At 62.7% G+C, this 21,753-nt stretch carries 20 protein-coding genes; 13 read left to right on the top strand and 7 right to left on the bottom strand.

Annotated elements, in window-relative coordinates; translation table 11 throughout:
* Positions 1–41 precede the first annotated feature (41 nt).
* Positions 42–641, bottom strand: a complete 600-nt coding sequence (locus NKK47_RS29250) for a DUF2165 family protein (RefSeq protein ID WP_352458057.1) — start codon at positions 639–641, stop codon at positions 42–44.
* Positions 642–649: 8 nt separating this feature from the next.
* Here NKK47_RS29250 and NKK47_RS29245 point away from each other — a divergent pair, with 8 nt between their 5' ends.
* The 3 genes from NKK47_RS29245 to NKK47_RS29235 all read left to right on the top strand — a co-directional run bounded on the left by NKK47_RS29245 (position 650) and on the right by NKK47_RS29235 (position 2,758).
* Complete coding sequence (locus NKK47_RS29245; RefSeq protein WP_352579222.1) at positions 650–832, top strand: hypothetical protein; 183 nt, start codon at positions 650–652, stop codon at positions 830–832.
* Between the two features lie 9 nt (positions 833–841).
* Positions 842–1,747: an alpha/beta hydrolase gene (locus NKK47_RS29240; RefSeq protein WP_352458075.1), complete on the top strand. Its 906-nt coding sequence runs from the start codon at positions 842–844 to the stop codon at positions 1,745–1,747.
* A gap of 198 nt (positions 1,748–1,945) precedes the next feature.
* The gene (locus NKK47_RS29235) at positions 1,946–2,758 is read left to right on the top strand and encodes a MipA/OmpV family protein (protein ID WP_352458056.1); all 813 of its coding nucleotides are present in this window, start codon (positions 1,946–1,948) and stop codon (positions 2,756–2,758) included.
* Positions 2,759–2,761: 3 nt separating this feature from the next.
* Here the strand turns inward: NKK47_RS29235 and NKK47_RS29230 are convergent, their stop codons facing one another.
* Positions 2,762–3,196, bottom strand: a complete 435-nt coding sequence (locus tag NKK47_RS29230; protein WP_023674343.1) for an RES family NAD+ phosphorylase — start codon at positions 3,194–3,196, stop codon at positions 2,762–2,764.
* A 5-nt stretch (positions 3,197–3,201) separates the two neighbouring features.
* Positions 3,202–3,906: an Xre family toxin-antitoxin system antitoxin gene (locus tag NKK47_RS29225; protein ID WP_352458055.1), complete on the bottom strand. Its 705-nt coding sequence runs from the start codon at positions 3,904–3,906 to the stop codon at positions 3,202–3,204.
* 42 nt (positions 3,907–3,948) lie between these two features.
* Between NKK47_RS29225 and ileS the strand changes: the two genes are divergently transcribed.
* Entirely contained in the window at positions 3,949–6,939 is a 2,991-nt protein-coding gene (gene ileS / locus NKK47_RS29220; protein WP_352579221.1) for an isoleucine--tRNA ligase, read from the top strand.
* A 195-nt stretch (positions 6,940–7,134) separates the two neighbouring features.
* Positions 7,135–7,815: a hypothetical protein gene (locus tag NKK47_RS29215; RefSeq protein ID WP_352458053.1), complete on the top strand. Its 681-nt coding sequence runs from the start codon at positions 7,135–7,137 to the stop codon at positions 7,813–7,815.
* Positions 7,816–7,900: 85 nt separating this feature from the next.
* Here the strand turns inward: NKK47_RS29215 and NKK47_RS29210 are convergent, their stop codons facing one another.
* Positions 7,901–8,353 (bottom strand): nucleoside deaminase, encoded by a 453-nt coding sequence (locus tag NKK47_RS29210; protein ID WP_352458052.1) that lies wholly within the window; start codon positions 8,351–8,353, stop codon positions 7,901–7,903.
* A gap of 76 nt (positions 8,354–8,429) precedes the next feature.
* On the opposite strand from NKK47_RS29210, the gene NKK47_RS29205 reads away from it, so the two are divergent.
* From NKK47_RS29205 to NKK47_RS29185, 5 genes are all read left to right on the top strand, one after another.
* Positions 8,430–10,358, top strand: a complete 1,929-nt coding sequence (locus NKK47_RS29205; protein ID WP_352579220.1) for a pseudouridine synthase — start codon at positions 8,430–8,432, stop codon at positions 10,356–10,358.
* Positions 10,339–10,893 carry a 16S rRNA (guanine(966)-N(2))-methyltransferase RsmD gene (gene rsmD / locus NKK47_RS29200; RefSeq protein ID WP_352458074.1) on the top strand — a complete coding sequence of 185 codons (555 nt, stop codon included), beginning with the start codon at positions 10,339–10,341 and terminating at the stop codon, positions 10,891–10,893. The genes NKK47_RS29205 and rsmD overlap by 20 nt, the downstream gene beginning before the upstream one ends.
* 97 nt (positions 10,894–10,990) lie before the next feature.
* Positions 10,991–12,355 carry a M16 family metallopeptidase gene (locus tag NKK47_RS29195; RefSeq protein ID WP_352579219.1) on the top strand — a complete coding sequence of 455 codons (1,365 nt, stop codon included), beginning with the start codon at positions 10,991–10,993 and terminating at the stop codon, positions 12,353–12,355.
* 289 nt (positions 12,356–12,644) lie between these two features.
* Positions 12,645–13,895 carry a M16 family metallopeptidase gene (locus NKK47_RS29190; RefSeq protein WP_352579218.1) on the top strand — a complete coding sequence of 417 codons (1,251 nt, stop codon included), beginning with the start codon at positions 12,645–12,647 and terminating at the stop codon, positions 13,893–13,895.
* Between the two features lie 270 nt (positions 13,896–14,165).
* Positions 14,166–15,035 (top strand): patatin-like phospholipase family protein, encoded by an 870-nt coding sequence (locus NKK47_RS29185; RefSeq protein ID WP_352579217.1) that lies wholly within the window; start codon positions 14,166–14,168, stop codon positions 15,033–15,035.
* Positions 15,036–15,124: 89 nt separating this feature from the next.
* Here the strand turns inward: NKK47_RS29185 and NKK47_RS29180 are convergent, their stop codons facing one another.
* Positions 15,125–16,021, bottom strand: a complete 897-nt coding sequence (locus NKK47_RS29180; protein WP_352579216.1) for an MBL fold metallo-hydrolase — start codon at positions 16,019–16,021, stop codon at positions 15,125–15,127.
* A 147-nt stretch (positions 16,022–16,168) separates the two neighbouring features.
* On the opposite strand from NKK47_RS29180, the gene NKK47_RS29175 reads away from it, so the two are divergent.
* Positions 16,169–17,074, top strand: coding sequence for a LysR family transcriptional regulator (locus NKK47_RS29175; protein ID WP_352579215.1), 906 nt, complete (start codon positions 16,169–16,171; stop codon positions 17,072–17,074).
* Between the two features lie 187 nt (positions 17,075–17,261).
* Here the strand turns inward: NKK47_RS29175 and NKK47_RS29170 are convergent, their stop codons facing one another.
* Both NKK47_RS29170 and NKK47_RS29165 read right to left on the bottom strand, forming a co-directional pair.
* The gene (locus NKK47_RS29170; RefSeq protein WP_352579214.1) at positions 17,262–17,798 is read right to left on the bottom strand and encodes a dihydrofolate reductase family protein; all 537 of its coding nucleotides are present in this window, start codon (positions 17,796–17,798) and stop codon (positions 17,262–17,264) included.
* A gap of 224 nt (positions 17,799–18,022) precedes the next feature.
* The gene (locus NKK47_RS29165) at positions 18,023–19,753 is read right to left on the bottom strand and encodes an adenylate/guanylate cyclase domain-containing protein (protein WP_352579235.1); all 1,731 of its coding nucleotides are present in this window, start codon (positions 19,751–19,753) and stop codon (positions 18,023–18,025) included.
* 645 nt (positions 19,754–20,398) lie between these two features.
* Here NKK47_RS29165 and NKK47_RS29160 point away from each other — a divergent pair.
* On the top strand, positions 20,399–21,298 hold the full coding sequence (locus NKK47_RS29160) for an HNH endonuclease (protein ID WP_352579213.1): 900 nt from the start codon (positions 20,399–20,401) through the stop codon (positions 21,296–21,298).
* 253 nt (positions 21,299–21,551) lie between these two features.
* Positions 21,552–21,710, top strand: a complete 159-nt coding sequence (locus NKK47_RS29155; RefSeq protein WP_352579212.1) for a hypothetical protein — start codon at positions 21,552–21,554, stop codon at positions 21,708–21,710.
* Positions 21,711–21,753 lie beyond the last annotated feature (43 nt).

Below are 21,753 nucleotides of genomic sequence, written 5' to 3'. Positions count from 1 at the left end.
ACGCCGGTCGCATCCGCATGTCACAACCTTGCGTCGAGGTCTCAGTAATCGCCGCCTTCGCGATGCAGGGTCGCGACGATTAGCCCGAGCGCGTTGGGCAAGAAGTAGATTGTTCCGCCGAGTTGGTTCGACAGCGGCATGGTCTTGGCCTCCCATGACAGGAAATAGTCGCCGGCGATCACCGTGAAGCCGATGCCCCACACCAGGATTGCGCACAGGCAGCCCAGCATCATCCATGCCTTGCCATGAGCGAAATCGCTGCTGCTGCCAACCAACTTGCGCAGCATAAGCACAAGCCCGATCAGTCCGAATATCCCCGCTAGGGTCTCGACGGCCATGATGCCGAGGAGTGCCACAGAGGCAGCCCATGGCATGGTGATGGCACGCCATTGCTGCCATGGGTTGCCGTAGGTGTTGGTCATTTCGATCATCGGCTTCACGGCATTCACCAGAGTGTCTTTGAAGTCGGTTGCATCGTTCAACAGACCGAGAAAACCCCACAGGGTGGGGAACAGCGCCATCACGATCAGCCCCAATCGTCCTACGCTGCGCGGATTGACAAGCCGCTCGGCAGTGGTTCCGGCATACGAATTGTCCGGCATCGGAATTCCCCCTCTTTTGAACCTTGCACCGTCGAGCAAATCGAAAATTGGCTGACACGGCAGCGCACCGCCAATATGGCACGGACGTCGGGCGATTTCTCGTTGATGTTGATCTGGCTGATCGCAAGATGATCGTGGCGCTTGGTTCGTCGCTATATTTGCAAGCGGGCAATCGGTATCTTGTCGATGACGTTTGGCTGTTCGCCTTTCTCGGCGCTTGGCAAGACTAGGGGAGCAAAATGGGCGATGTGGACGAACACCTCGATCTGACAGAGATCAACGCCGTCCGCAGGCTGTTGACGTCAAAACCACGAACGGTCCGCTGGGACGAACGCCGGGCGCGGCTCGACGAAGTCGGTTCGGTCTGGCCGGTCGCGGAGGACATCCGATGCGAGCGCGTGGTTTTCGATGGCCTTGAGGGAGAGTGGTCCCTGGCGCCTGGGAGTGACAGGGATAAGGTTCTGCTCTTTTTCCACGGTGGTGGCTACTGCTCCGGCTCCCTTAAAAGTCATCGTCGAATGGTTACCGAGGCAGGTCGGGCAATGGGAATACGCACCCTCGCGATCGACTATCGCCGCGCACCGGAACATCCTTTCCCTGCGCAACATGAAGACGCACTCACCGCATGGCGCTTTCTGAGCCGGCAAGGCATCGCGTCGGATCGCATCGTGGTTGGCGGAGACAGTGCGGGCGGCAACCTCACTCTGTGTCTGGTCAGTATATTGCGCACGGCAGGCGAGCCGTTGCCGCGATGTCTTTGGCTGGTTTCGCCTTGGACGGATCTTTCGATGTCCGGCACGACACTATCAACCAAGGACGCAATCGACCCTATCATCCACCGGGCGTATTTGGAGGAACTGGCAACGGCCTATGTTCCCAATGGCGTTGGTCGGCGCGATCCGCTGATCTCGCCTTTGTTCGCCGATCTGAGCGGATTTCCCCCAATGCTGATACAAGCCGGTTCGGCCGAGACGCTGTTGTCGGACGCAACTCGGCTCGCCGAAGCCGCTGGCGCGGCTGACGTCAAAGTAGGTCTCGAAATTTGGCCGCATATGATTCACGCTTGGCCGGTTTGGAATGCGGGGTTGAGCGCCGGTCGCCGCGCTCTTCACAGCGCAGGCATGTTTGTCCGCGAATGTTTGTAACCCCTGCCGAGGCAACTGCTATCGTATTCCAAACACTTGATCTGGAATCTTGGTGCGCCAAACAATCGACTGCAACGCGCAACAGGCCGGCCAACGCTGCCGATGTTGCGGATATTAAGTCAAATTTTACCGAACTGGCGCCATGGCTTCAGTCAAGGCTGGTTGTATCGGCCAATGCGTTCGACGTATGGAGTAACGATGCGGTCTGTCCTGACGATCCCGACGGTCTTGGCCGCATTCATGCTCGGCACCTGCGGCGTTGCCAAGGCCGGCGAGGGCACCTTCGGCTGGCTGTCCGGAGACTGGTACCTGACGGTCGGCGCCACCGGCATGGTTGCCCCGAATTTCGAGGGCGGCAAGAAGTACCTGCTCAGTGCCTCGCCGATCATCTCGCTCGGCAAGGCTGGTCCCGCGGCGCGCTTCACCTCGCGCAACGACAATATCTCATTGGCATTGATCGACGATGGCGGCGTCCGCGCCGGCCTGACAGGCAAGTTCCTGTTTTCCCGCGACGGTGGTGACGCCGACGAATTGAAGGGTCTCGACCCGGTGCACTGGGGCGGCGAGGCTGGCGGCTTCTTCGAATTCTATCCTTTGGATTGGCTGCGTGCCCGCGCCGAATTGCGGCACGGCATTCGCGCCCATAACGGCTTTGTCGCCGACATCGCCGCCGACGCCTTTTACGATGTGACGTCCGACGTCAGGATTTCGGCCGGACCGCGCGTTTCGTTCGCCTCATCGGACTATTTCGACGCCTATTACGGCGTTGATGCCAAGGAGTCCCTGGCCTCGGGACTTAGCGAATATCATCCCGGCGGCGGGGTGAAGTCGGCGGGCCTGGGCGGCGCGGTGACCTGGAAGGTGACCGAGCCGATGACGGCCAGTCTGTTCGGCGAATATTCCCGCCTGATGGGCCCGGCCGCCGATTCCAGCCTGGTCAAGGAGCGCGGCTCCAGGGATCAGTTCATGATCGGCGTGTCGACGACCTATCGCTTCGATTTTTCGATGTGATGTCTACCCCAGCAATCGGGTATCGATAGGATGCGTTGTGACCTCAACGATGTGGATGCCGTCGCGCGCCAGCAAATCTGGGTTGAAGAGATAGTTCCTTGTAAACGGGACGATCACACAGGGGACTTCCATAACGGCGTGCTTGGCTGTGGCGATAAAATCCGTGCCGAGCCGCTGCGTCGTGGCTGTATCGTGCTTCCAGTCATCAGATAATTCCAGAGATGCAACGGTAACGCCGTCCGGCACTTCGATTTCCAGAAGCTGATAGGTCTGGGGCAGGTCTTCCGCGTCCACATGCACCAGAATTTCGAGAAGCGCTGTAGCTGGATGATCGGCGCAGTAGACGATCGGTGTCCCCATGACATGCCAACGGCCGGCGCTGACCATGCCACCGGCGCCGGAGAGATCGGCGTAGCTGGAAATGCGCCACAGCCGCATATGTGTTAGGCGAGAATGCCGTAATCGATGCGATGGAGCTCTTCTTCCACCAGGACGGCACCCGTCTCGGACTGCAAGAGGTTGATCGGTATCTCGTTGAGCACTCTGCTGCGCTTGCGCAACCAACGCTGCGCCTTTTCATGACTGCCGAAAACCCGGTCCGCCATCGCTGAAACCCGCTCAAGTCGCTGGACGCGGTCGGATTCGGTGATCGTCAGAGTCTCGTTTCGCTCTTTACGACGCGCCAGGGTCCGTCGCGGGCCGACGATCTTGTAGATTTCATCACTACTGAAGCCCCGTTGACGGAGCCCTTCGACCCTGGTGACATGAACAAGAAACCGTTCCGTCGCGGTATCGGGAATTGCGGCGTCGGCGGGATCGGCTTCTGGGCGAACCTTGGTATGCAGACTAGACATGAGCTGGCTCCGCTGCCACTTGCCCCTAAATATAGGCGCAAGTGGCACATCATGCAAGGAAAACCACGACAACAAACTAACGACCATGATGCCCCGACAGGAAACCGCCGAGAGTTCGGGCTTTTCAACATCGCCTGTGTCGGTTAAAAGCCCAGCCATGACGAGCTTTTCGCGCCTTCTCGCGACTGCGATACGAATTACAGGCCCGGTGTTCCGGGCGGCCTGACCGCCGCCGGAGCCGCCGGGAATCTTGCGCGCGGCCTCTCGCGCTTTTTCCAGATCATGATAGTTCAACGCCCGGGCTCTTTTGCCGCCGGCAACGCATATGGCAGACGAATGACTGATACCGAGACCGCCGAGACGATCGATTATTCCAAAACGCTCTACCTGCCGCAGACGGATTTCCCGATGCGCGCCGGGTTGCCGGAAAAGGAACCGCTGCTGGTCAAGCGCTGGCAGGACATGGACCTTTACCGCAAGTTGCGCGAAGACGCAGCCGGTCGCGAAAAATACGTGCTGCACGACGGCCCGCCCTATGCGAATGGCAACATCCATATCGGCCATGCGCTGAACAAGATCCTCAAGGACGTCATCACCCGCTCATTCCAGATGCGCGGCTATGACTCGAACTATGTACCCGGTTGGGATTGCCACGGCCTGCCGATCGAATGGAAGATCGAGGAGCAGTACCGCGCCAAGGGCAAGAACAAGGACGAGGTGCCGGTCAACGAGTTCCGGCAGGAATGCCGTGAGTTTGCGGCGCACTGGATCAAGGTGCAGGGTTCCGAATTCCAGCGCCTCGGCGTTATCGGCGACTTCGACAATCCCTATACGACGATGGCTTTCCACGCCGAGGCGCGGATCGCCGGCGAGCTGCTGAAATTCGCCATGTCCGGCCAGCTCTATCGCGGCTCCAAACCGGTTATGTGGAGTGTGGTCGAGCGCACCGCGCTGGCCGAGGCGGAGGTCGAATACCAGGACTATGAGTCGGACACGATCTGGGCGAAGTTTCCGGTCGTCAGCCTCGCTCGCCAGGTCATCAACATCGAGGATGGCCAGCCAGCCCTGGATCCCAAGCTGACGCAGACGTCGCTCGATCTGCTTGATGCCAACGTCGTCATCTGGACGACGACGCCGTGGACAATCCCCGGCAATCGCGCCGTCAATTACTCGCCGCGCATCAACTATGGTCTCTACGAGGTTACCGCGACCGAGAACGCCTTTGGTCCTCAGCCCGGCGAAAAGCTGATCTTTGCCGAGAAGCTTGCGGACGACGCTGCCGCGAAGGCCAAGGTCACTCTGAATCGGCTTCGCAGCGTTGGCGCCGAAGAGCTTGAAAACCTTACGCTTTCGCATCCCCTCAAAGCTCTGGGCGGCGGCTACGATTTTCCCGTGCCGATGCTCGCCGGCGATCACGTCACCGACGATGCCGGCACCGGTTTCGTCCACACCGCGCCGGGACATGGCCGCGAAGACTTCGACGCCTGGATGGATGCTGCCTCTGATCTTCGCCAGCGTGGCATCGACACCGCGATCCCCTTCACCGTCGACGATGCCGGCTTCTTCACCAAGGACGCGCCGGGCTTCGGCCCGGACCGCGAGGGTGGAGCGGCGCGCGTCATCGACGACAATGGCAAGAAGGGCAACGCCAACCAGGCTGTCATCGACGAGCTGATCAAGCGCAACGCGCTGTTCGCGCGCGGCCGCCTGAAGCACTCCTATCCGCATTCCTGGCGCTCGAAGAAGCCGATCATCTTCCGCAACACGCCGCAATGGTTCGTCTATATGGACAAGGAGCTTGGCGACGGCACGACGCTGCGCAGCCGCGCCCTGAAAGCCATCGACGATACCCGCTTCGTGCCCGCCGCCGGCCAGAACCGCATCCGCGCCATGATCGAGGAGCGCCCCGACTGGGTGCTGTCGCGCCAGCGCGCCTGGGGCGTACCGATCGCCGTCTTTGCCGATGCCGACGGCAATGTGCTGCGCGACGAGGCAGTCAACCAGCGCATCATGGACGCCTTCGAGAAAGAAGGCGCCGACGCCTGGTTCGCCGCCGGCGCCAAGGAGCGGTTCCTCGGCAATCACGATGCCTCGAAATGGCAGCAGGTCATGGACATCCTCGATGTCTGGTTCGATTCAGGCTCGACGCATGCCTTCACGCTTGAGGACCGGCCCGACCTGAAATGGCCGGCCGACGTTTATCTCGAAGGCTCCGACCAGCATCGCGGCTGGTTCCACTCCTCGCTGCTCGAAAGCTGCGGCACCAGGGGCAGGGCACCCTACGACACCGTCGTCACCCATGGCTTCACCATGGATGAGGAGGGGCGGAAAATGTCGAAGTCGCTCGGCAACACCGTCGTGCCGCAGGACGTCATCAGGCAGTCCGGCGCCGACATCTTGCGGCTGTGGGTGGTGACGACCGATTATTGGGAAGACCAGCGGCTCGGCAAGAACGTGCTGCAGACCAATATCGACGCCTACCGCAAGCTGCGCAACACCATCCGCTGGATGCTGGGCACGCTCGCCCACGACGATGGCGAGGAGGTGCCGCTGGATAAGATGCCTGAACTGGAGCGGCTGATGCTGCACCGGCTCGCTGAGCTCGATGAGGTCGTACGCTCGGGCTACGACGCGTTCGAATTCAAGCGCATCACCCGCGCGCTGCTCGACTTCATGGTGGTCGAGCTGTCGGCCTTCTATTTCGACATCAGCAAGGACGCGCTTTACTGCGAAGCGCCTTCCAGCGTGAAGCGCAAGGCTTCCGTGCAGGTGGTGCGCCATCTCTTCGACTGCCTGGTGAAATGGCTGGCGCCGATGCTGCCCTTCACCATGGAAGAGGCTTGGCTCGACCGTCATCCGGATGCGGTCTCCCTGCATCTCGACCAGTTCCCGGAGATCCCGGCGGACTGGAAGAACGAGGCGCTGGCGGAGAAGTGGCGCAAGGTGCGGCAGGTCCGCCGTGTCGTCACCGGGGCGTTGGAAATCGCCCGTGCGCAGAAGGTCATCGGCTCTTCGCTGGAAGCGGTGCCGGTCGTCACCCTCGACGATGCCGTGCTCGAAGCGGCGATCGCCGATGTCGATATGGCCGAGATGGCGATCACCAGCGATCTGGTTATCATGCACGGCAAAGCGCCGGCGGGCAGCTTTACCCTCGACGACGTCAAGGGCGTCGCCGTGGTCGTCGAGAAGGCGGAGGACCGTGGCCTGGTGAAGTGCGCGCGCTCATGGCGCTACACCGCCGATGTCGGCTCAGATCCGGAATTCCCGGATGTTTCGGCCCGTGACGCCGCTGTTCTGCATGAGCTGAAGGCTTTGCGCCGTCTTTAAGGCGGTGCACAAATGCCACGGCGGGCGGCCGATCGGCCCCCGCGCGTTGCCCTTAACGAGTGGTTGAGGTAAACACGCGAAACTCCGGACGACAAATTGTCGCCGGAATTCCGTCGGAAGAGCATAGGCGATGGGGACCGGACCTTTCTTTGGCCGGCGGCAATCGAGAGGCTGTCTACAGTGGGACTTTTTGGCATGACCGAGAGAACTTACGCGCGCGTTGCGCTGCTGGCGCCGCTTGTCGTTTCGGGCCTCGCCTTGTCCGGCTGCATGGGCTCGCCCACTTACGGGACCGACAAGACCGCGGGCGCACAGCTTGCCGGCGACCTCACCGGGGCTTTTTCCTTCGCACCCAAGCGCAAGGATAGTATCGACTACAAGCCGCGCCCCACGCTGGTGAAGCCGGGGCCGGGGCAGAAGGAAGTCTTGCCGCCGCCGCAGGAAAGCATCGAGACGGCGAGTGCCGAATGGCCCGAATCGCCGGAGCAGCGCCGTGCCCGCCTGCGCGCCGATGCCACCCTGCATCAGGACGACCCGGCCTACCAGGCGCAGGTCATCGATGACGTGCAGACGGATCCGGCGTCGGTCAAGGCCGCGCTGAAGCAGTCGGGCTCGAGCCACCCGCCAGCCTGGACTCCGGCCGATTCGGACAAGAGCCGCGCCGCGGAAATCATGCGCCGCCGGGCTGAAGGCAAACAGGGCGACCCGACCACCCGCAGATATCTGAGCGAGCCGCCGGTGCAATACCGCGCTGCCGCCGCCACCGCGCCGCAGGGTGACCTCGGCGAGGACGAGTACAAGAAGGAACGCCGCCTCAAGAGGGAGGCGGCCGCCAAGAGTAAGAGCGGCGGCATGTTCGACTGGCTGCCCTGGTAGGCTGACGGCGCCAGAGACGTCCTTGCCCTGGATTGGCTGGCTGGATTGGCTGACTTGGATTTGGACCGTCTGCCGGACCAGAAAATCAGGGTCCGCGTCGCTCGCGAAAAAAGTCCTTCAGCAATGCTGCTGCAGCGTTCTCGGCCATGCCCGGATAGATGTCGGGCACATGGTGGCAGGTCGGTGACGTGAAGAAGCGAACGCCGTTGACCACTGCGCCGCCCTTCTCGTCGGCAGCGCCGAAATAAAGCCGGCGCAGCCTGGCGAAGGAGATGGCGCCGGCGCACATGGCGCACGGCTCCAGCGTCACATAGAGATCGTGGCCGCTGAGCCGCTCGCTGGAAAGCTTGCGGCAGGCCTCGCGGATCGCCAGCATCTCGGCATGGGCGGTGGGATCGGCAAACTCGCGGGTGCGGTTGCCGGCACTCGCAACGACCGTATCGCCGCCGACGACGACCGCGCCAACCGGCACTTCGCCACGCAGGGCGGCGGCTTCGGCTTCTTTAAGCGCCAGCGCCATGAAATCCCGCCGCTTCACGCGGTTTCCATTCCGATTATCTCCTCGCCACTAGAGCGCGATCCTGTTACTACCCGCGCAAACGAGCAAAGGCCACATGGACGACAAAAACAAGAAATTCCCGCGCAAGGCCGGCCCGAAGCCGGCGGGGCCGCGTGGTCGCGATGGCGCTCCCGGCAAGGGTGGCAAGCCGTCCTTCGGCGCCAAAAAACCTTACGCTCCGCGCGGCGACCGGCCGGCGGCGGCCGAAGGCGAACGGCCGAAGCGCGACTTCAAAGGCGGCGACAGGCCGTTCAGCAAAGGGCCGCGTCCGGAAGGCAAGCCTTATGAACAGCGCGAGGGTCCACGCAAGCCTTATGCGCCGCGCGGCGACCGGCCGGCAGCTGCCGAAGGCGAGCGGCCGAAGCGCGACTTCAAAGGCGGCGACAAGCCGTTCAGCAAAGGGCCGCGTCCGGAGGGCACGCCTTATGAAAAGCGCGAAGGTCCGCGCAAGCCTTACGCACCGCGCGGCGACCGGCCAGCAGCTGCCGAAAGCGAGCGCGGTGAGAGGCGCTTCGACCGTCCCAAGCGTGATTTTGGCGATCGTCCCAAGCGTGATTTTGGCGGCGATCGACCGCAAGGGGCACAAAGGGCACAGGCGGCATCGGAAGGCGGCTTCAAGCCGCGCCCGCGTCGCGTCGAGGCGACGGAAGAAGCCGGCGAACGCATTGCCAAGCGGCTGGCGCGTGCCGGCCTGGCCTCGCGCCGCGACGCCGAGGAATTGATTGCGGCCGGCCGCGTCAAGGTCAATGGCAAGGTGTTGTCCTCGCCGGCCTTCAACGTCATGCCCGGCGACATCATCCATCTCGACGGCATGGAGATTCCGCCGATCGAGCGCACCAGGCTGTTCCTGTTCCACAAGCCGGCCGGCGTGGTCACGACAAACCGCGATCCCGAAGGCCGCAAGACCGTCTTCGACGTGCTGCCGCCCGGGCTGCCGCGGCTGATGACCATCGGCCGGCTCGACATCAACACCGAAGGCCTGCTGCTGCTCACCAATGATGGCGGCCTGTCGCGCGTGCTCGAACTGCCGGCGACCGGCTGGTTGCGACGCTACCGCGTGCGCGTCCACGGCAAGGTCGAGGAAAGCGCGCTTGCCGGCCTGCGCGAAGGCATTGCCGTCGACGGCGTCTTTTACGGCGCCATCGAAGCGACGCTCGACCGCGAGCAGGGCTCGAACGCCTGGCTGACACTCGGCCTGCGCGAAGGCAAGAACCGCGAGGTCAGGAACATCCTGGGCGCGCTCGGTCTCGACGTGACGCGGCTGATCCGCATTTCCTACGGGCCGTTCCAGCTCGACGATTTGCCGGAAGGCCATGTGCTGGAGATCAAGGGCCGCGTGCTGCGCGACCAGCTCGGCGAGCGCCTGGTCGAAGAGTCCGGCGCCAATTTCGATGCCGATATCGCCAAGCCGTTTTCCAACAAGCCGGTCAGGCGTGAGCGCGAGGAGGAGCCCGAGCGGCCGAAATTCACCCGCGACGGCGAACGCCGGCCGATCGGCGAGGGCGGCCTGATCAAGAACCGCAAGCGGCGCGAGGGCAGCCGCGACGAAGCGCTCGGCAAGCTGTCGACAAGCCCTGACAGGAGCTTTGGGCCAAAAAAGAGCTTTGGCGAGCGTGGCCCCAGACCTGAACGCAGCGACTTCGGGGACAAACCCCGTGGCGACAAGCCTCGTGGCGGCTTCGGTGGGAAAAAATCTGAACGCGAGCAGCGGCCGATCGAGCCGCCGGGCCAGCGCAAGGCCAATGTCTGGATGGCGCCGGGCGCACGGCCGATCGGCAAGGGCAGGGCGGAGGCAGACGCCGCCAAGGCGGCAGAAAACAAGGCGCGCAAGGCATCGTTCAAGCCGTCTTACGGCAAGCCCGGCGGCAAGCCGCAAGGCGGCGGTGCAAAGCCGTTCGGCAAACCGCGCGGAGAGCGCCCGGATGGCGGTGGCGACCGGCCGCGCGGCGGCCCGAAAGGAAGCAATGCGGATCGTCGGCGGTGAGTTTCGCGGGCGTCCGCTGGCGACGCCCCGCACCTTTGCCATCCGCCCGACCACCGACCGCACGCGTGAGGCGGTCTTCAACGTGCTGGCGCATCGCTTTCCCGAAAGACTGGACGGCGTGCGCGTGCTCGACCTGTTCGCCGGCACCGGCGCGCTCGGCCTCGAAGCGCTGTCGCGCGGCGCCTCCTACGCTGTCTTCATCGAGGAATCCGCCGAAGGGCGCGGCCTGATCCGCACCAATGTCGAGGCCTTCGGCCTCACCGGCCGCACCAAGATTTTCCGCCGCGACGCGACGGGCTTGGGCGAGGCGGGCACCATCGCCGCATTCGGCCTGGTCTTCGCCGATCCGCCCTATGGCAAAGGCCTTGGCGAACGCGCGTTGCGCTCGGCCAAGGCCGGTGGCTGGCTCGCCCCCGGCGCGCTCTGCGTCGTCGAGGAAGCGGCGGCGGCGCCGTTCGAGGCAGGGTCGGGCTTTTCGGTTGTCGACGAGCGCAACTATGGCGAGACGGTCATCCGGTTCATCGAGGCCGCCTGAGTTCGGCTTCCACGATGGCGCCTTCAAAATGACGAACAATTCGTTTTGCCTCGACCAGCAACCCCGCCTATCGTCCCACTACAAACCGGAGCCATCTATGACATTTCAGGCTGAATGGCTGCGCGGAACGCTCTTGGGACTGGCTCTGGTGATGGCCGCGCCGGCTGTGGCGGATAACAATCCTGACGATGGCGTCGTCACCGATTTCCTGCTCGACAATGGCATGGAGGTCGTCGTCATCCCCGATCACCGCGCCCCCATCGTCACCCATATGGTCTGGTACAAGATCGGCAGCGCCGACGAGCCGCCGGGCAAGTCCGGCATTGCCCATTTCTTCGAGCATCTGATGTTCAAGGCGACCAGCAACCATGCGGCGGGCGAGCTCGACCGTGCCGTCGCCGCCATCGGCGGTTCGGACAACGCCTTCACCTCCTACGACTACACCGCCTTTCACGAGACGGTGGTGCCTCAGGCGCTCGGTGAGATGATGGGCTTCGAGGCCGACCGCATGCGCAATCTCATCCTCAACGACGACGTCATCAAAACCGAGCGCGACGTCATCCTCGAGGAGCGCCGCTCGCGCATCGATAGCAATCCGCAGGCGGTGCTCGACGAGGAGATCGACGCCACGCTGTGGCAGAACCAGCCGTACCGCATTCCGGTCATCGGCTGGATGCAGGAGATGGAGAAGCTGAACCGCACCGACGCGATGGCCTTCTACAACAAATATTATACACCCAATAACGCCGTGCTGGTGGTGGCCGGCGATGTCGAGCCGAAAACGGTCAAGGCGCTGGCCGAAAAGACCTATGGCAAGATCGCGCGCGGCCCGGACTTGCCGCCGCGCATCCGCCCCGTCGAGCCCGAGCAGAACACCAGGCGCACGGTGACGCTGACCGACGGGCGCGTCAGCGTGCCGAGCTTTACCACGCAATGGGTGGTTCCGTCCTATCACACGGCAAAGCCCGGCGAAGCCGAAGCGCTCGACGTGCTGTCCGAAATCCTCGGCGGCGGCAACCGCAGCCGGCTCTACCAGGAGCTTGTCGTCAGGCAAGGCATCGCCGCCGAGGCCGGCGCCTTCTTCCAGGGCACCATGCTCGACGACACCAATTTCACCGTCTACGGCGCGCCGCGCGGCGATGCCAAGCTTGCCGACATCGAGGCCGCGGTCGACGCCGAGATCGCCCGCATCGCGAAAGACGGCGTCACCAGCGACGAGCTGGAAAAATCCAAGGACCGTTTCGTGCGCTCGATGATCTTTGCCCGCGACAAACAGGAGGACATGGCCAACATCTACGGCTCGACGCTCGCCACAGGCGGTAACGTGCAGGACGTCCAGCAATGGCCGGACCGCATCCGCAAGGTCACCGCCGACCAGGTCAAGGCGGTCGCTGCCCGCTATCTCAATCTCGACCACACAACGACCGGCTATCTTCTGCCGCAAACCCAAGCTGGGAATTGATTTGATGATGAGCCAGCATGGTCCCGCTCTGTCTTCTCCCCTCGTGGGCTCCTCCCCTTCTCCCCTTGTGGGAGAAGGGGGCCGAGCGAAGCTCGGTCGGATGACGGGTGTTCCAGCTTGGCACCAACGGCACTCCGTCCAACACCCCTCAACCGTCTCGGCGCTTCGCGCCGATCCACCTTCTCCCACAAGGGGAGAAGGGAAGCGCCAGCACGCCGGCTCTCTTCTAGCAACCCTGTTCCTCTCCCTTCTCTTTGTCATCCTGCCGGCGCTTTCCGCTCGCGCCGCCATGAACATCCAGGAGGTGACCTCGTCGAAGGGCATTGCCGCCTGGCTGGTGGAGGATTATTCGGTGCCGATCGTCGCCATCCGCTTCGTCTTCGATGGCGGCGCGACACAGGATCCGCCCGGCAAGGAAGGGCTTGCCAATCTGATGAGCGGCCTGTTCGACGAAGGTGCCGGCAACCTCGACAGCGAGGCCTTCCAGATCAAGCTTGACGATGTCGGCGCCGAGATGAGCTTCGATGCGCAGCGCGACGGCATCTACGGCTCGATGCGCATGCTGGCCGAGCAGCGCGACGGCGCCTTCGACCTGTTGCGCGTGGCGGTCAACCAGCCGCGCTTCGACCAGACGCCGATCGACCGCATCCGCTCGCAAATCCTGTCCGGCATCATCGCCAACGAGCGCGATCCCGATACGCTCGCCCAACGCAAATGGCTGGACGCGATCTACGGCAGGCATCCCTATGCGCGGCCCGACCAGGGCACCAGGCAAAGCATCGCGACGATCACGCCGGCCGATCTCAGCGCCTTCCACAAGGCAAGTTTCGCCCGTGACGGCCTGCATGTCGCGGTGGTCGGCGCCATCGACGCCGAGACGCTGAAGCAGAAGCTCGACCTGGTGTTCGGCAGCCTGCCGGAAAAGCAGGCGCTTACGCCCGTTCCCGACATCGACCTGAGGCTCGGCCAGCAGCTCGAGGTCGTTTACGACCAGCCGCAGGCCTCGCTGCAACTCGCCTATCCCGGCGTGAAGCGGAATGCGCCGGATTTCTTCGCCGCGGTGCTGATGAACGAGATCCTCGGCGGCGGCACCTTCACCTCGCGGCTGTTCGACGAGGTGCGCGAGAAGCGCGGCCTGGCCTACAGCGTCAGCTCCGACCTCGTCGACCACCAGCATTCCGAGGCGCTGTCCATCACCACCTCGACCCGCGCCGATAGGGCGGCCGAGACGCTGGCCGTGGTGCGCGACGTGGTCAAGCGCATGGCCGAGGAGGGGCCGACCGAAGCCGAGCTGGCGGCGACCAAGAAATACATGATCGGCGCCTATGCCATCAACAATCTGAATTCCTCGGGCGCGATCGCCTCAATGCTGGTCGAGATTCAGCTCGGCAAGCTCGGCATCGACTACATGCAGCGCCGCGCCGCCCTGATAAACGCGGTGACGCTGGACCAGGTGAAAGCGGTGGCGAAAAAGCTGCTCTCCGCCGAGCCGGCCGTCATGGTGGTCGGGCCGAAGCTCGGCGCGGCCAACAAGGGATGAGCCCACTTTTCCCGCACTGGCCTGCGCCGGTTGGCTCCCCCTTCTCCCCTTGTGGGAGAAGGTGTCGCCGAAGGCGACGGATGAGGGGTGCTCCAGCTTGGCATCGACCGAGCTCCGTCCAACACCCCTCAACCGTCTCGGCGCTCCGCGCCGATCCACCTTCTCCCACAAGGGGAGAAGGAAAGACGCGCCACGACCGCAAACTGCCGACAATCCGGGCGAGGGGGCATTTGCCCAAATTCGATAGCTCCGCCACATGGGGCACCCAAAATGGCGCCTAGCTTCGGCATCGCCTTTGGCGGCGGCGGGGCGCGTGGGCTGGCGCATATCCATGTCATCGAGGCGCTGGACGAGCTGGGCATAAGGCCGGCGGCAATCGCCGGCTCGTCGATCGGCGCCATCATGGGCGCCGGCATGGCCTCGGGCATGACCGGCAAGGACATCCACGACTATACGCGCTCGATCCTCGGCCGCCGCGCCGAAGTGGCGACGCGCATGTGGCGGGCGCGGCCCGGCACTTTTGCCGAGGCGATGCAGGGCGGCCTGCGGGTCAGCCAGTTCAATGTCGAGCGCATCCTCAAGGCGTTCCTGCCCGACGCCATTCCCGAAACCTTCGCCGAATTGAAGATACCGCTGAAGGTGACGGCAACGGACTTTTATGGCCACCAGCTCGCCGTGTTCGACGAAGGCGAGCTGCATTCGGCGCTGGCCGCTTCGGCGGCGATCCCGGCGGTGTTCCGCCCGGTGATGCGCGACGGCAGGCTGCTGATCGACGGCGGCATCTACAATCCCGTGCCGTTCGACCTGATCGAGCTCGACGCCGACATCATCATCGCCGTCGACGTGGTCGGCGCGCCAACCGAGGCCGGCCGCAAATTTCCGACCTCCGTCGACCTGATGTTCGGCGCCACGCAGCTGATGATGCAGTCGATCATCGCCAGCAAGCTGAACCAGAGCCGGCCCGACATATTGATCAGGCCGGCCGTTTCGAAATACCGGGTGCTCGATTTCATGAAGGTCGAGGCGCTGATGGCCGAGACGGTGGCGATCAAGGACGAGCTAAAGCGCGAGATCGAAAAGGCGGTCGAGGCCCGCGCCAAAGCCGAAGCCAGCAAGCGCACCAACCGTCTCGGCGGATGACCGTAATCAAGCGTCCGGCGTCAGCGCCCGCTGGACCATGAGCGTATCCTTCGTAAGTGGCGCGGATCAGCTCGCGATTGGCGGCCATCTCAGCCCCACTTCATCTCGCCGGTGGCAACCTTGGAGCCGATGTCGAGCGCCACGCCCATGCCGAGGCCGGGGAAGCGGGCTTCCATGGCGCTCTTCAGTGCGGCCGCGTCCTTGGCCTTGGCCAGTTCTTCCTCGAAGGCGATGAGATAGGTCTTGGTGTGCTCGACGCCTGAAAGGTCCGTAGCGGCCTCAGGCGTCATGTGCCCGGGCACGACGATTGCCGGGTTGCGCGCCGCGATCTTTTCGAGATTGGCGAGCCAGGCGGCGCGCAGTTCCCTGGTCGGCGTGTCGGCTGTCCAGACATGCACGCCGGCAAAGATCATCACCCCGCCGAACACCGCATTCAGCGACGGCACGAAGAGATAGCGCCGGTTGGCGAGGCCTTCTGCGGCGACGATCTCGATGGTCTCGCCATCGACGCTGAGCGTCTTGCCGTCGAATGCTTCGGGGATGACGGCGTCGGCTAGCGCCTGCGGGCCATTCTCCTTGAGCTGCGGCCCCCAGACGGCGAGCTTCTTTTCGACATTGCCGTTGATGGCGGCCACCGTCTCGGCCGCGGCGATCACCCGTGCCTGCGGGAACGCCTGCTTGATCGGCTTGAGGCCGAAATAATAGTCCGGGTCGGACTGGCTGACATAGATGGTGGTGAGCGTCTTGCCGGTCGCCTTGATCGCCTCGGCCACGGCCCGGCCGTCGGGGTAAGTGAAACCGCCATCGATCAGCACGGCTTCGGCGGCGCCGGAGACCAGCACCGGGGCGCGGAAGAAGCCGTTTTGCCCGGCGGGGAAATGTTTCCAGGAAAGCCCGCCGGCCGCATGGCCAAGCCCGGCGGGAGCAAAGACCGCGGCAGCGCCGGCGGCGAGGGTGGTTTTCATGATGCTTCTCCGTGTGAACATGGATGTCTCCTGGGAATGCGGAACTCGGCGGCGCGCAGCCTCGATGCCCGCAAGATGGCAAAAGCGGAATGCGTATTGAAGGCCGACAAAATAGACGTAATGTATGCCATTGCCTGACAATGAGACTGCCTCCGCCATGAGCGAAGCATGAACCTGAACCGGCTGGCCTATTTCGCGGCGGTGGTCGATGCCGGCTCGTTCACGCGGGCCGCCGAGCGGCTGGACATCACCAAGGCGGTGGTCAGCCAGCAGGTGGCGCGGCTGGAGCGCGATGTCGGAACGACGCTGCTGATCCGCACGACGCGGCGCGTCCATCCGACCGAGGCCGGCCGAACGTTCCATGCCCGCTGCCTGCAGGTCCTGCAGCAGGCCGAGGATGCATTCGACGAGCTCGCGCAGGCCGCCGCCGAGCCGACCGGCACGCTGCGCATCGCCGCGTCCAACGACTACGGCACATCGGCGGTGGTGCCGGTGGTCGCCGCCTTCAGCGCGCGCTATCCCGCCTGCCGGGTGGAGCTGACGCTGGGCGACGAGACGATCGACCTGGTTTCCGGCCACATCGACGTGGCCATCCGCGTCGGCTGGCTGGCCGATTCCAGCCTGCAGGCCCGGCGCATCGGCACCTTCCAACAATTCATGGTATGCGGCGCCGGCTTTGCAGGCCGGTTCACCGCCGGCGAACCGCAAGACCTCGCCGGGCTGCCCTTCGTCGCCAACATGGCGCTGCGCGAACCGCTGCTATGGCAATTTTCGCGCGGCGATGACGAGCAGCAGGCCGTGCGCATGCAGGCAACGATTTCGATCGACGCAACGCCGGCAGTGCTGGCAGCGGTCCGCGCCGGCGCCGGCCTGTCGGTGCTGCCGGACTTTTTGGTGCGGGACGAACTGGCCGCCGGGCGGCTGGTGCAGATCCTGCCCGAGTGGCGGCTGCCCTCCGGCGGCATCTACACAGTCTACCCCGCCGCCCGCTTCCGCCCGCCCAAGGTGACGAGGTTTGTCGAGATGCTGATCGCCGCCGAGCAGAAGCTGGAGGCAGGCGGGCGGGGGCGGTAGCTTGGGTGAGGCGCTGATGGCCGAAGCTGCGATCTCCCCCCTTGAGGGGGAGATGGCCGGCAGGCCAGAGGGGGTCGGTTCGACCGGGCGCGGCCTGCCTCTTGCGTCGGTGGGGGTTGGCGCATTACGCGAGTCGCCCCCCTCTGCCCTGCCGGGCATCTCCCCCTCAAGGGGGGAGATTGGCTCATCACGCCTTCCCAGCCGCATACTCCAGCGCCACCACGCCGTTGCTGAATTGCCTGGCCGAGATCAGCTCGAGCGGCAATTGCGCGCCAGGCGGGAACAGCAGCTTGCCCTGGCCAACGGCACCGGGGTAGCTGAGCAGCCTGATGCGGTCGACCAGGCGATGGCGCAGCAATTCCTGCGCGACGCTGAGGCTGCCATGCACATAGATGTTGCCGCCGCTGCCTTGCTTCAGCCCTCTGACCGCGTCCGGCAACGCGCCCTGCAGCAGCTCGGCCGGCTGCCAGTCGAGCGCCTGCAAGCTGGTCGAGGCGACATATTTCGGCAGCGCGTTGAACCGGTCGGCGAAATCTCCGGTCTCCTTGGGCCACGAGCCGGCAAAGATCTCATAGGTCGTGCGCCCCAACAGCATGGCGCCGCTGTCGGCAAGCTCGTCGTCCTTGAACTTTTGCATCTCATCGTTCCAGGCCACGCTCGGCAGCTTCTCGACCTCGGCAATGCCATCGACGCTGATGAATTCGGTGATGATGAGTTTTCTCATGGCGGGTTCCTTTCTGGCAGGGCCGAATGGCGCGGGCCTTATGCGACATGCGCAGTCAACTAGCGCGGCGCTTTTTCAGGGGGAGGGTTTTCCCTGTTCGCTTCCAAAGACCGATACCGTGGGAAAAGCTTCTCCGACCTGCCCATCGTTCGGTCATGCCACAAGGTCCGCATCGGAGGCCGGTCTTTTTTGCCGATTGGATCTGGGTCGTAGTCACGGGCTGGCTACAGGCGGGCAATTCCGGCTTTCAGCAGTCCTTCACGGACGTGCTGCACATCAGACTCCTGGGCAAAGTGCAGGGTGGCGATAAATGAATCGAGGTCGAATTGGGGATCGAGCGTTCTGATCTTGCCTAGATGCGCCGCGGCCGCGATTTCGTCGCCGAGCCAGCCGTAGCAGGCAGCGGCGAAAGCGTGCTGAGCCGAGTCCATGGTTGACAGATGCATGAAAGCTTCGATCGCCTCGCCATACTGGCGCGCGGCGAAATGCGCCTTTCCCAGATGGCTCCAGAACCTCTCCGGGTGGTGCGGGTTCAACTGCATTGCCTTGCGGATCCATTCAATTCCCTCTTCCGGCCTCCCGAGCCACGTCAATAACTCGCCTTGCTGCACCACCACGAGGTCGTAATTGGGATTGAGGGCCAGCGCCCGCTCTTGATGGTAGCGCGCAGTGGTCAGCTCATTGTTGTTCACGTTCACTGCCGCGAGAATGCGGTGGACATCGGCATCGTTGTTGTCCAGCGCCAGCGCCCTGTCCAGCGCCGCCATGATGTTGTTCCAGACGGCATCCCTGTCTTCGCACCAGTTATGGACCCAGGCCTGGCCAAGAATGCAGGCCCGCCAGGCATGGGCATGGGCATAATCGGGGTCGAGCGCGACGGCCCTTTCTATTAAGGTTTGCGCGCGTTCATTATCCGCAATCGTGCTTCGGTGATGCAGCACCTTGGCAGCAAGCACACATTCATACGCGGCCATGTTTGCGGGTTTCGCGCGCGCGAGCTGGTCCCGCTGAGCCGCCTCGACACGACCGGGCAGCGTGGCTGCGATCGCCGCGGTCACCTCATCCTGAATCGCGAATATGTCGTCCAGCTTCCGGTCATATTTGTCCGCCCAAATATGAGCGTCGTTCGCCGTGTCGATGAGCTGAACCGTCACGCGCACCCTGTCGCCGATCTTGCGGACGCTTCCCTCCACCAGGTATTGGACGGTGAGTTTCTCGGCCACCTCGCGCACATTCACGGCGCGGTTCTTGTAGACGAAGCTGGAATTGCGCGAGATGACGAACAGCTCATGGTGGCGGGACAGTTCGGTGATGATGTCCTCGGTCAGTCCGTCCGCGAAAAATTCCTGCTCGGGGTCGCCGCTCATGTTGGTGAATGGCAGCACCACTATCGACGGTTTCGAGATGGATCGCTTTGCCTCGACTTCTGGCAGGACAGAACTATCAAACCCAACGCGATAGAGGCGAACCGGGCGGCTGATGTTCTTTAACGTCTTCTCGCCCAGGTCCTCCATGGCAATTTCGAGACGGTCGGCAATTTGGGTCGCCACCGCTGCGGTCACGCAGATGCCGCCGACGTCGGCGAGTTGCTCGATGCGCGACGCAATATTGACGCCGTCGCCGAAAATGTCCTCATCGTCGAAAATGATGTCGCCGAGATTTATGCCGATCCTGAATTCGATACGCCGTTCTTGCGGCACGTCCGAATTGCGCCGTTTCATGCGCTGTTGGATTTCCACGGCGCATTTCACGGCATCGGTCACGCTCTGGAACTCAACGAGCATGCCGTCTCCGGTGGTCTTGATGATCCGGCCCTTGTTCTTCGCGATGGCGGGATCGACCAGTTCTATGCGATGGGTCCGAAGACGTGCGAGCGTGCCGGATTCGTCGGCCTCCATTAGCCGACTGTAGCCCGCCATATCGGCGGCCAGAATTGCGGCTAGTCTCTGTTCCATCGCTTGAACCAAAAACCAAGCCTATACTTCCTGGGCTGCCAAATCCAGCAATTTGGGCTTTTGGCTGAATCAAGACGTCTTCTACCGCAGCAGCAAGAAAGGGCGGATCAGACCCTTCCGCCTTCCGCCAGGTGGCTGCGAACTCGATCGCATCAATGGCGGGAGGGATCCGCGCGGCGTCAAGCTCGTCGAGGCGACATATTTCGGCAGCGCGTTGAATCGGTCGGCGAAGTCTCCGGTCTCCTTGGGCCACGAGCCGGCAAAAATCTCACAGGTCGTGCGCCCCAAAAGTATGGCGCCGCTGTCGGCAAGCTCGTCGTTCTTGAATTTTGCATTTCATCGTTCCAGGTCACGCCCGGCAGCTTCTCGACCTCGGCAATGCCATCGACGCTGATGAATTCGGTGACGATGAGTTTGGCATGGCGGGTTCCTTCTGTCGGGGGACGGACGGCGCGGGCGTTGTGCGACACGCTGCGTGAAAAATAGCGCGGCGCTTTGCTAGCGTTTTCCCTATCGGTACAACGTGCGTTTCCAATGACCGATACCATGGGGAAAAGTTTCTCCGGCCTAGACTAAGCCCTCAAGATCAGATTTTGTTGTTACATCTGAGGCAGATGTCCCCAAAGAAAGCACTACAGGAAGATCATGGGATTCGGGGTCTTCATTCACCGCTCAGATTCGATCTACAATGACCGCCCCGCTGAGCAATATCAGTTTCCTGGCTCGTATCTGCGCCGCGTTCAAGAATGCGTTGGCAACTGGATCATTTATTACGAGCCCAGCAAGGTAAACGATACCCGAGGCTATTACGCCGTAGCCAGAGTCCAACAGGTCATTCCCGATCCAGCGACGCCTGATATGTACCTCGCTCTGATTGAGCCCGGGACCTACCTGGATTTCGTCAATCCGGTTCCATTTAACGGAACCGATGGTCTCGTTGAACGAGGCTTGCTCAACGACGAGGGACGGATTTCCGGTCGCGCCCAATCGGCCGTTCGCCCCATCAGTCCAGCCGATTTCAACCGCATTATCGATCTCGGCCTGGACACGAATGAGTTGTTGCTACCGCGCATTGATGACGTCGGCACATCTACCGGCTTTCAGGATGAGCAGGCGCCATTCGAATTCGAACAGAGCCGTGATCGCGTAAACTACATCGGATCGCGAATTGTGCGAGACCGCATTTTCCGTCGCATCGTCTTGCGCGCCTACGATGAGCGGTGCGCGATCACGGGACTGAAGTTGATAAATGGTGGCGGCCGGGCAGAGGTTTCAGCCGCCCATATTCGACCGGTCGAAGCGAACGGACCCGACGTCGTCAACAATGGGATCGCATTGTCCGGTACAGCGCATTGGATGTTCGATCGCGGGTTGATCAGCCTGTCCGATGACTTGGAAATTGTGATCTCCCGGCAGGTCAACGATCCCGACAGTGTGCAGGGATTTATAAACAGGACCGGTCGAGCGCTTACGCCTGTCCGCCAATTCGAACGCCCGCATCGTCGTTTCTTGCAATGGCACCGTGAGAACTGCTTCAAACAGTAAGGCGGCGTTCGGAGACGTGAGGAGCGCGTGAAGGCAGAGTTCTGTCTGACGTAAGTGCTATGTTCTGTATTTGAGCTTGAGGTTGGGAATGCTGCTCGCCGATAGAGGATGGCTTGCCCTATCCTCATGCTCTAATCCCTCGTATCCGGAAAAACGGTCACGCTTGCAAGAAGAATTAAAATCGTTGGCATTACTTGTCACAACTACAGAGTTCTACTAATGTTCACAAACGGATACCTGAATTGGAGTCTTTATGGCGAAGCAGTCGACGTCGAAGAATGGAACTTCACGCATTCGGTTCATCATGCTCGATGCCGAGATTCCAGAGGGCGACCTGAACCAGATCACCTTGGCTATTCAAAATGCACTTAGAGACCGTTTTGAAAATCGGCTGGCTATGGGTTCCGTCTGAGGCTTGGTTGTGATTCAAGCTTTAGATGTGGACAGAGCAGAGC

Source organism: Mesorhizobium sp. M0019, assembly GCF_040323975.1.
Classification (GTDB): domain Bacteria; phylum Pseudomonadota; class Alphaproteobacteria; order Rhizobiales; family Rhizobiaceae; genus Mesorhizobium.
The sequence above is the reverse complement of the archived record's forward strand: the minus strand, read 5'-3'. Positions and strand labels throughout refer to the sequence as shown.

What these genes read in the sequence shown, in the direction of transcription:
- NKK47_RS29155 (WP_352579212.1), top strand. Translation starts at nt 21,552, where the DNA reads ATGGCGAAGCAGTCGACGTCGAAGAATGGAACTTCACGCATTCGGTTC.
- NKK47_RS29175 (WP_352579215.1), top strand. Translation starts at nt 16,169, where the DNA reads ATGAACCTGAACCGGCTGGCCTATTTCGCGGCGGTGGTCGATGCCGGC.
- NKK47_RS29180 (WP_352579216.1), bottom strand. Translation starts at nt 16,021, where the DNA reads ATGTTCACACGGAGAAGCATCATGAAAACCACCCTCGCCGCCGGCGCT.
- rsmD (WP_352458074.1), top strand. Translation starts at nt 10,339, where the DNA reads ATGCGGATCGTCGGCGGTGAGTTTCGCGGGCGTCCGCTGGCGACGCCC.
- NKK47_RS29215 (WP_352458053.1), top strand. Translation starts at nt 7,135, where the DNA reads ATGACCGAGAGAACTTACGCGCGCGTTGCGCTGCTGGCGCCGCTTGTC.
- NKK47_RS29165 (WP_352579235.1), bottom strand. Translation starts at nt 19,753, where the DNA reads ATGGAACAGAGACTAGCCGCAATTCTGGCCGCCGATATGGCGGGCTAC.
- NKK47_RS29170 (WP_352579214.1), bottom strand. Translation starts at nt 17,798, where the DNA reads ATGAGAAAACTCATCATCACCGAATTCATCAGCGTCGATGGCATTGCC.
- ileS (WP_352579221.1), top strand. Translation starts at nt 3,949, where the DNA reads ATGACTGATACCGAGACCGCCGAGACGATCGATTATTCCAAAACGCTC.
- NKK47_RS29235 (WP_352458056.1), top strand. Translation starts at nt 1,946, where the DNA reads ATGCGGTCTGTCCTGACGATCCCGACGGTCTTGGCCGCATTCATGCTC.
- NKK47_RS29190 (WP_352579218.1), top strand. Translation starts at nt 12,645, where the DNA reads ATGAACATCCAGGAGGTGACCTCGTCGAAGGGCATTGCCGCCTGGCTG.
- NKK47_RS29160 (WP_352579213.1), top strand. Translation starts at nt 20,399, where the DNA reads ATGGGATTCGGGGTCTTCATTCACCGCTCAGATTCGATCTACAATGAC.
- NKK47_RS29185 (WP_352579217.1), top strand. Translation starts at nt 14,166, where the DNA reads ATGGCGCCTAGCTTCGGCATCGCCTTTGGCGGCGGCGGGGCGCGTGGG.
- NKK47_RS29240 (WP_352458075.1), top strand. Translation starts at nt 842, where the DNA reads ATGGGCGATGTGGACGAACACCTCGATCTGACAGAGATCAACGCCGTC.
- NKK47_RS29195 (WP_352579219.1), top strand. Translation starts at nt 10,991, where the DNA reads ATGACATTTCAGGCTGAATGGCTGCGCGGAACGCTCTTGGGACTGGCT.
- NKK47_RS29205 (WP_352579220.1), top strand. Translation starts at nt 8,430, where the DNA reads ATGGACGACAAAAACAAGAAATTCCCGCGCAAGGCCGGCCCGAAGCCG.
- NKK47_RS29230 (WP_023674343.1), bottom strand. Translation starts at nt 3,196, where the DNA reads ATGCGGCTGTGGCGCATTTCCAGCTACGCCGATCTCTCCGGCGCCGGT.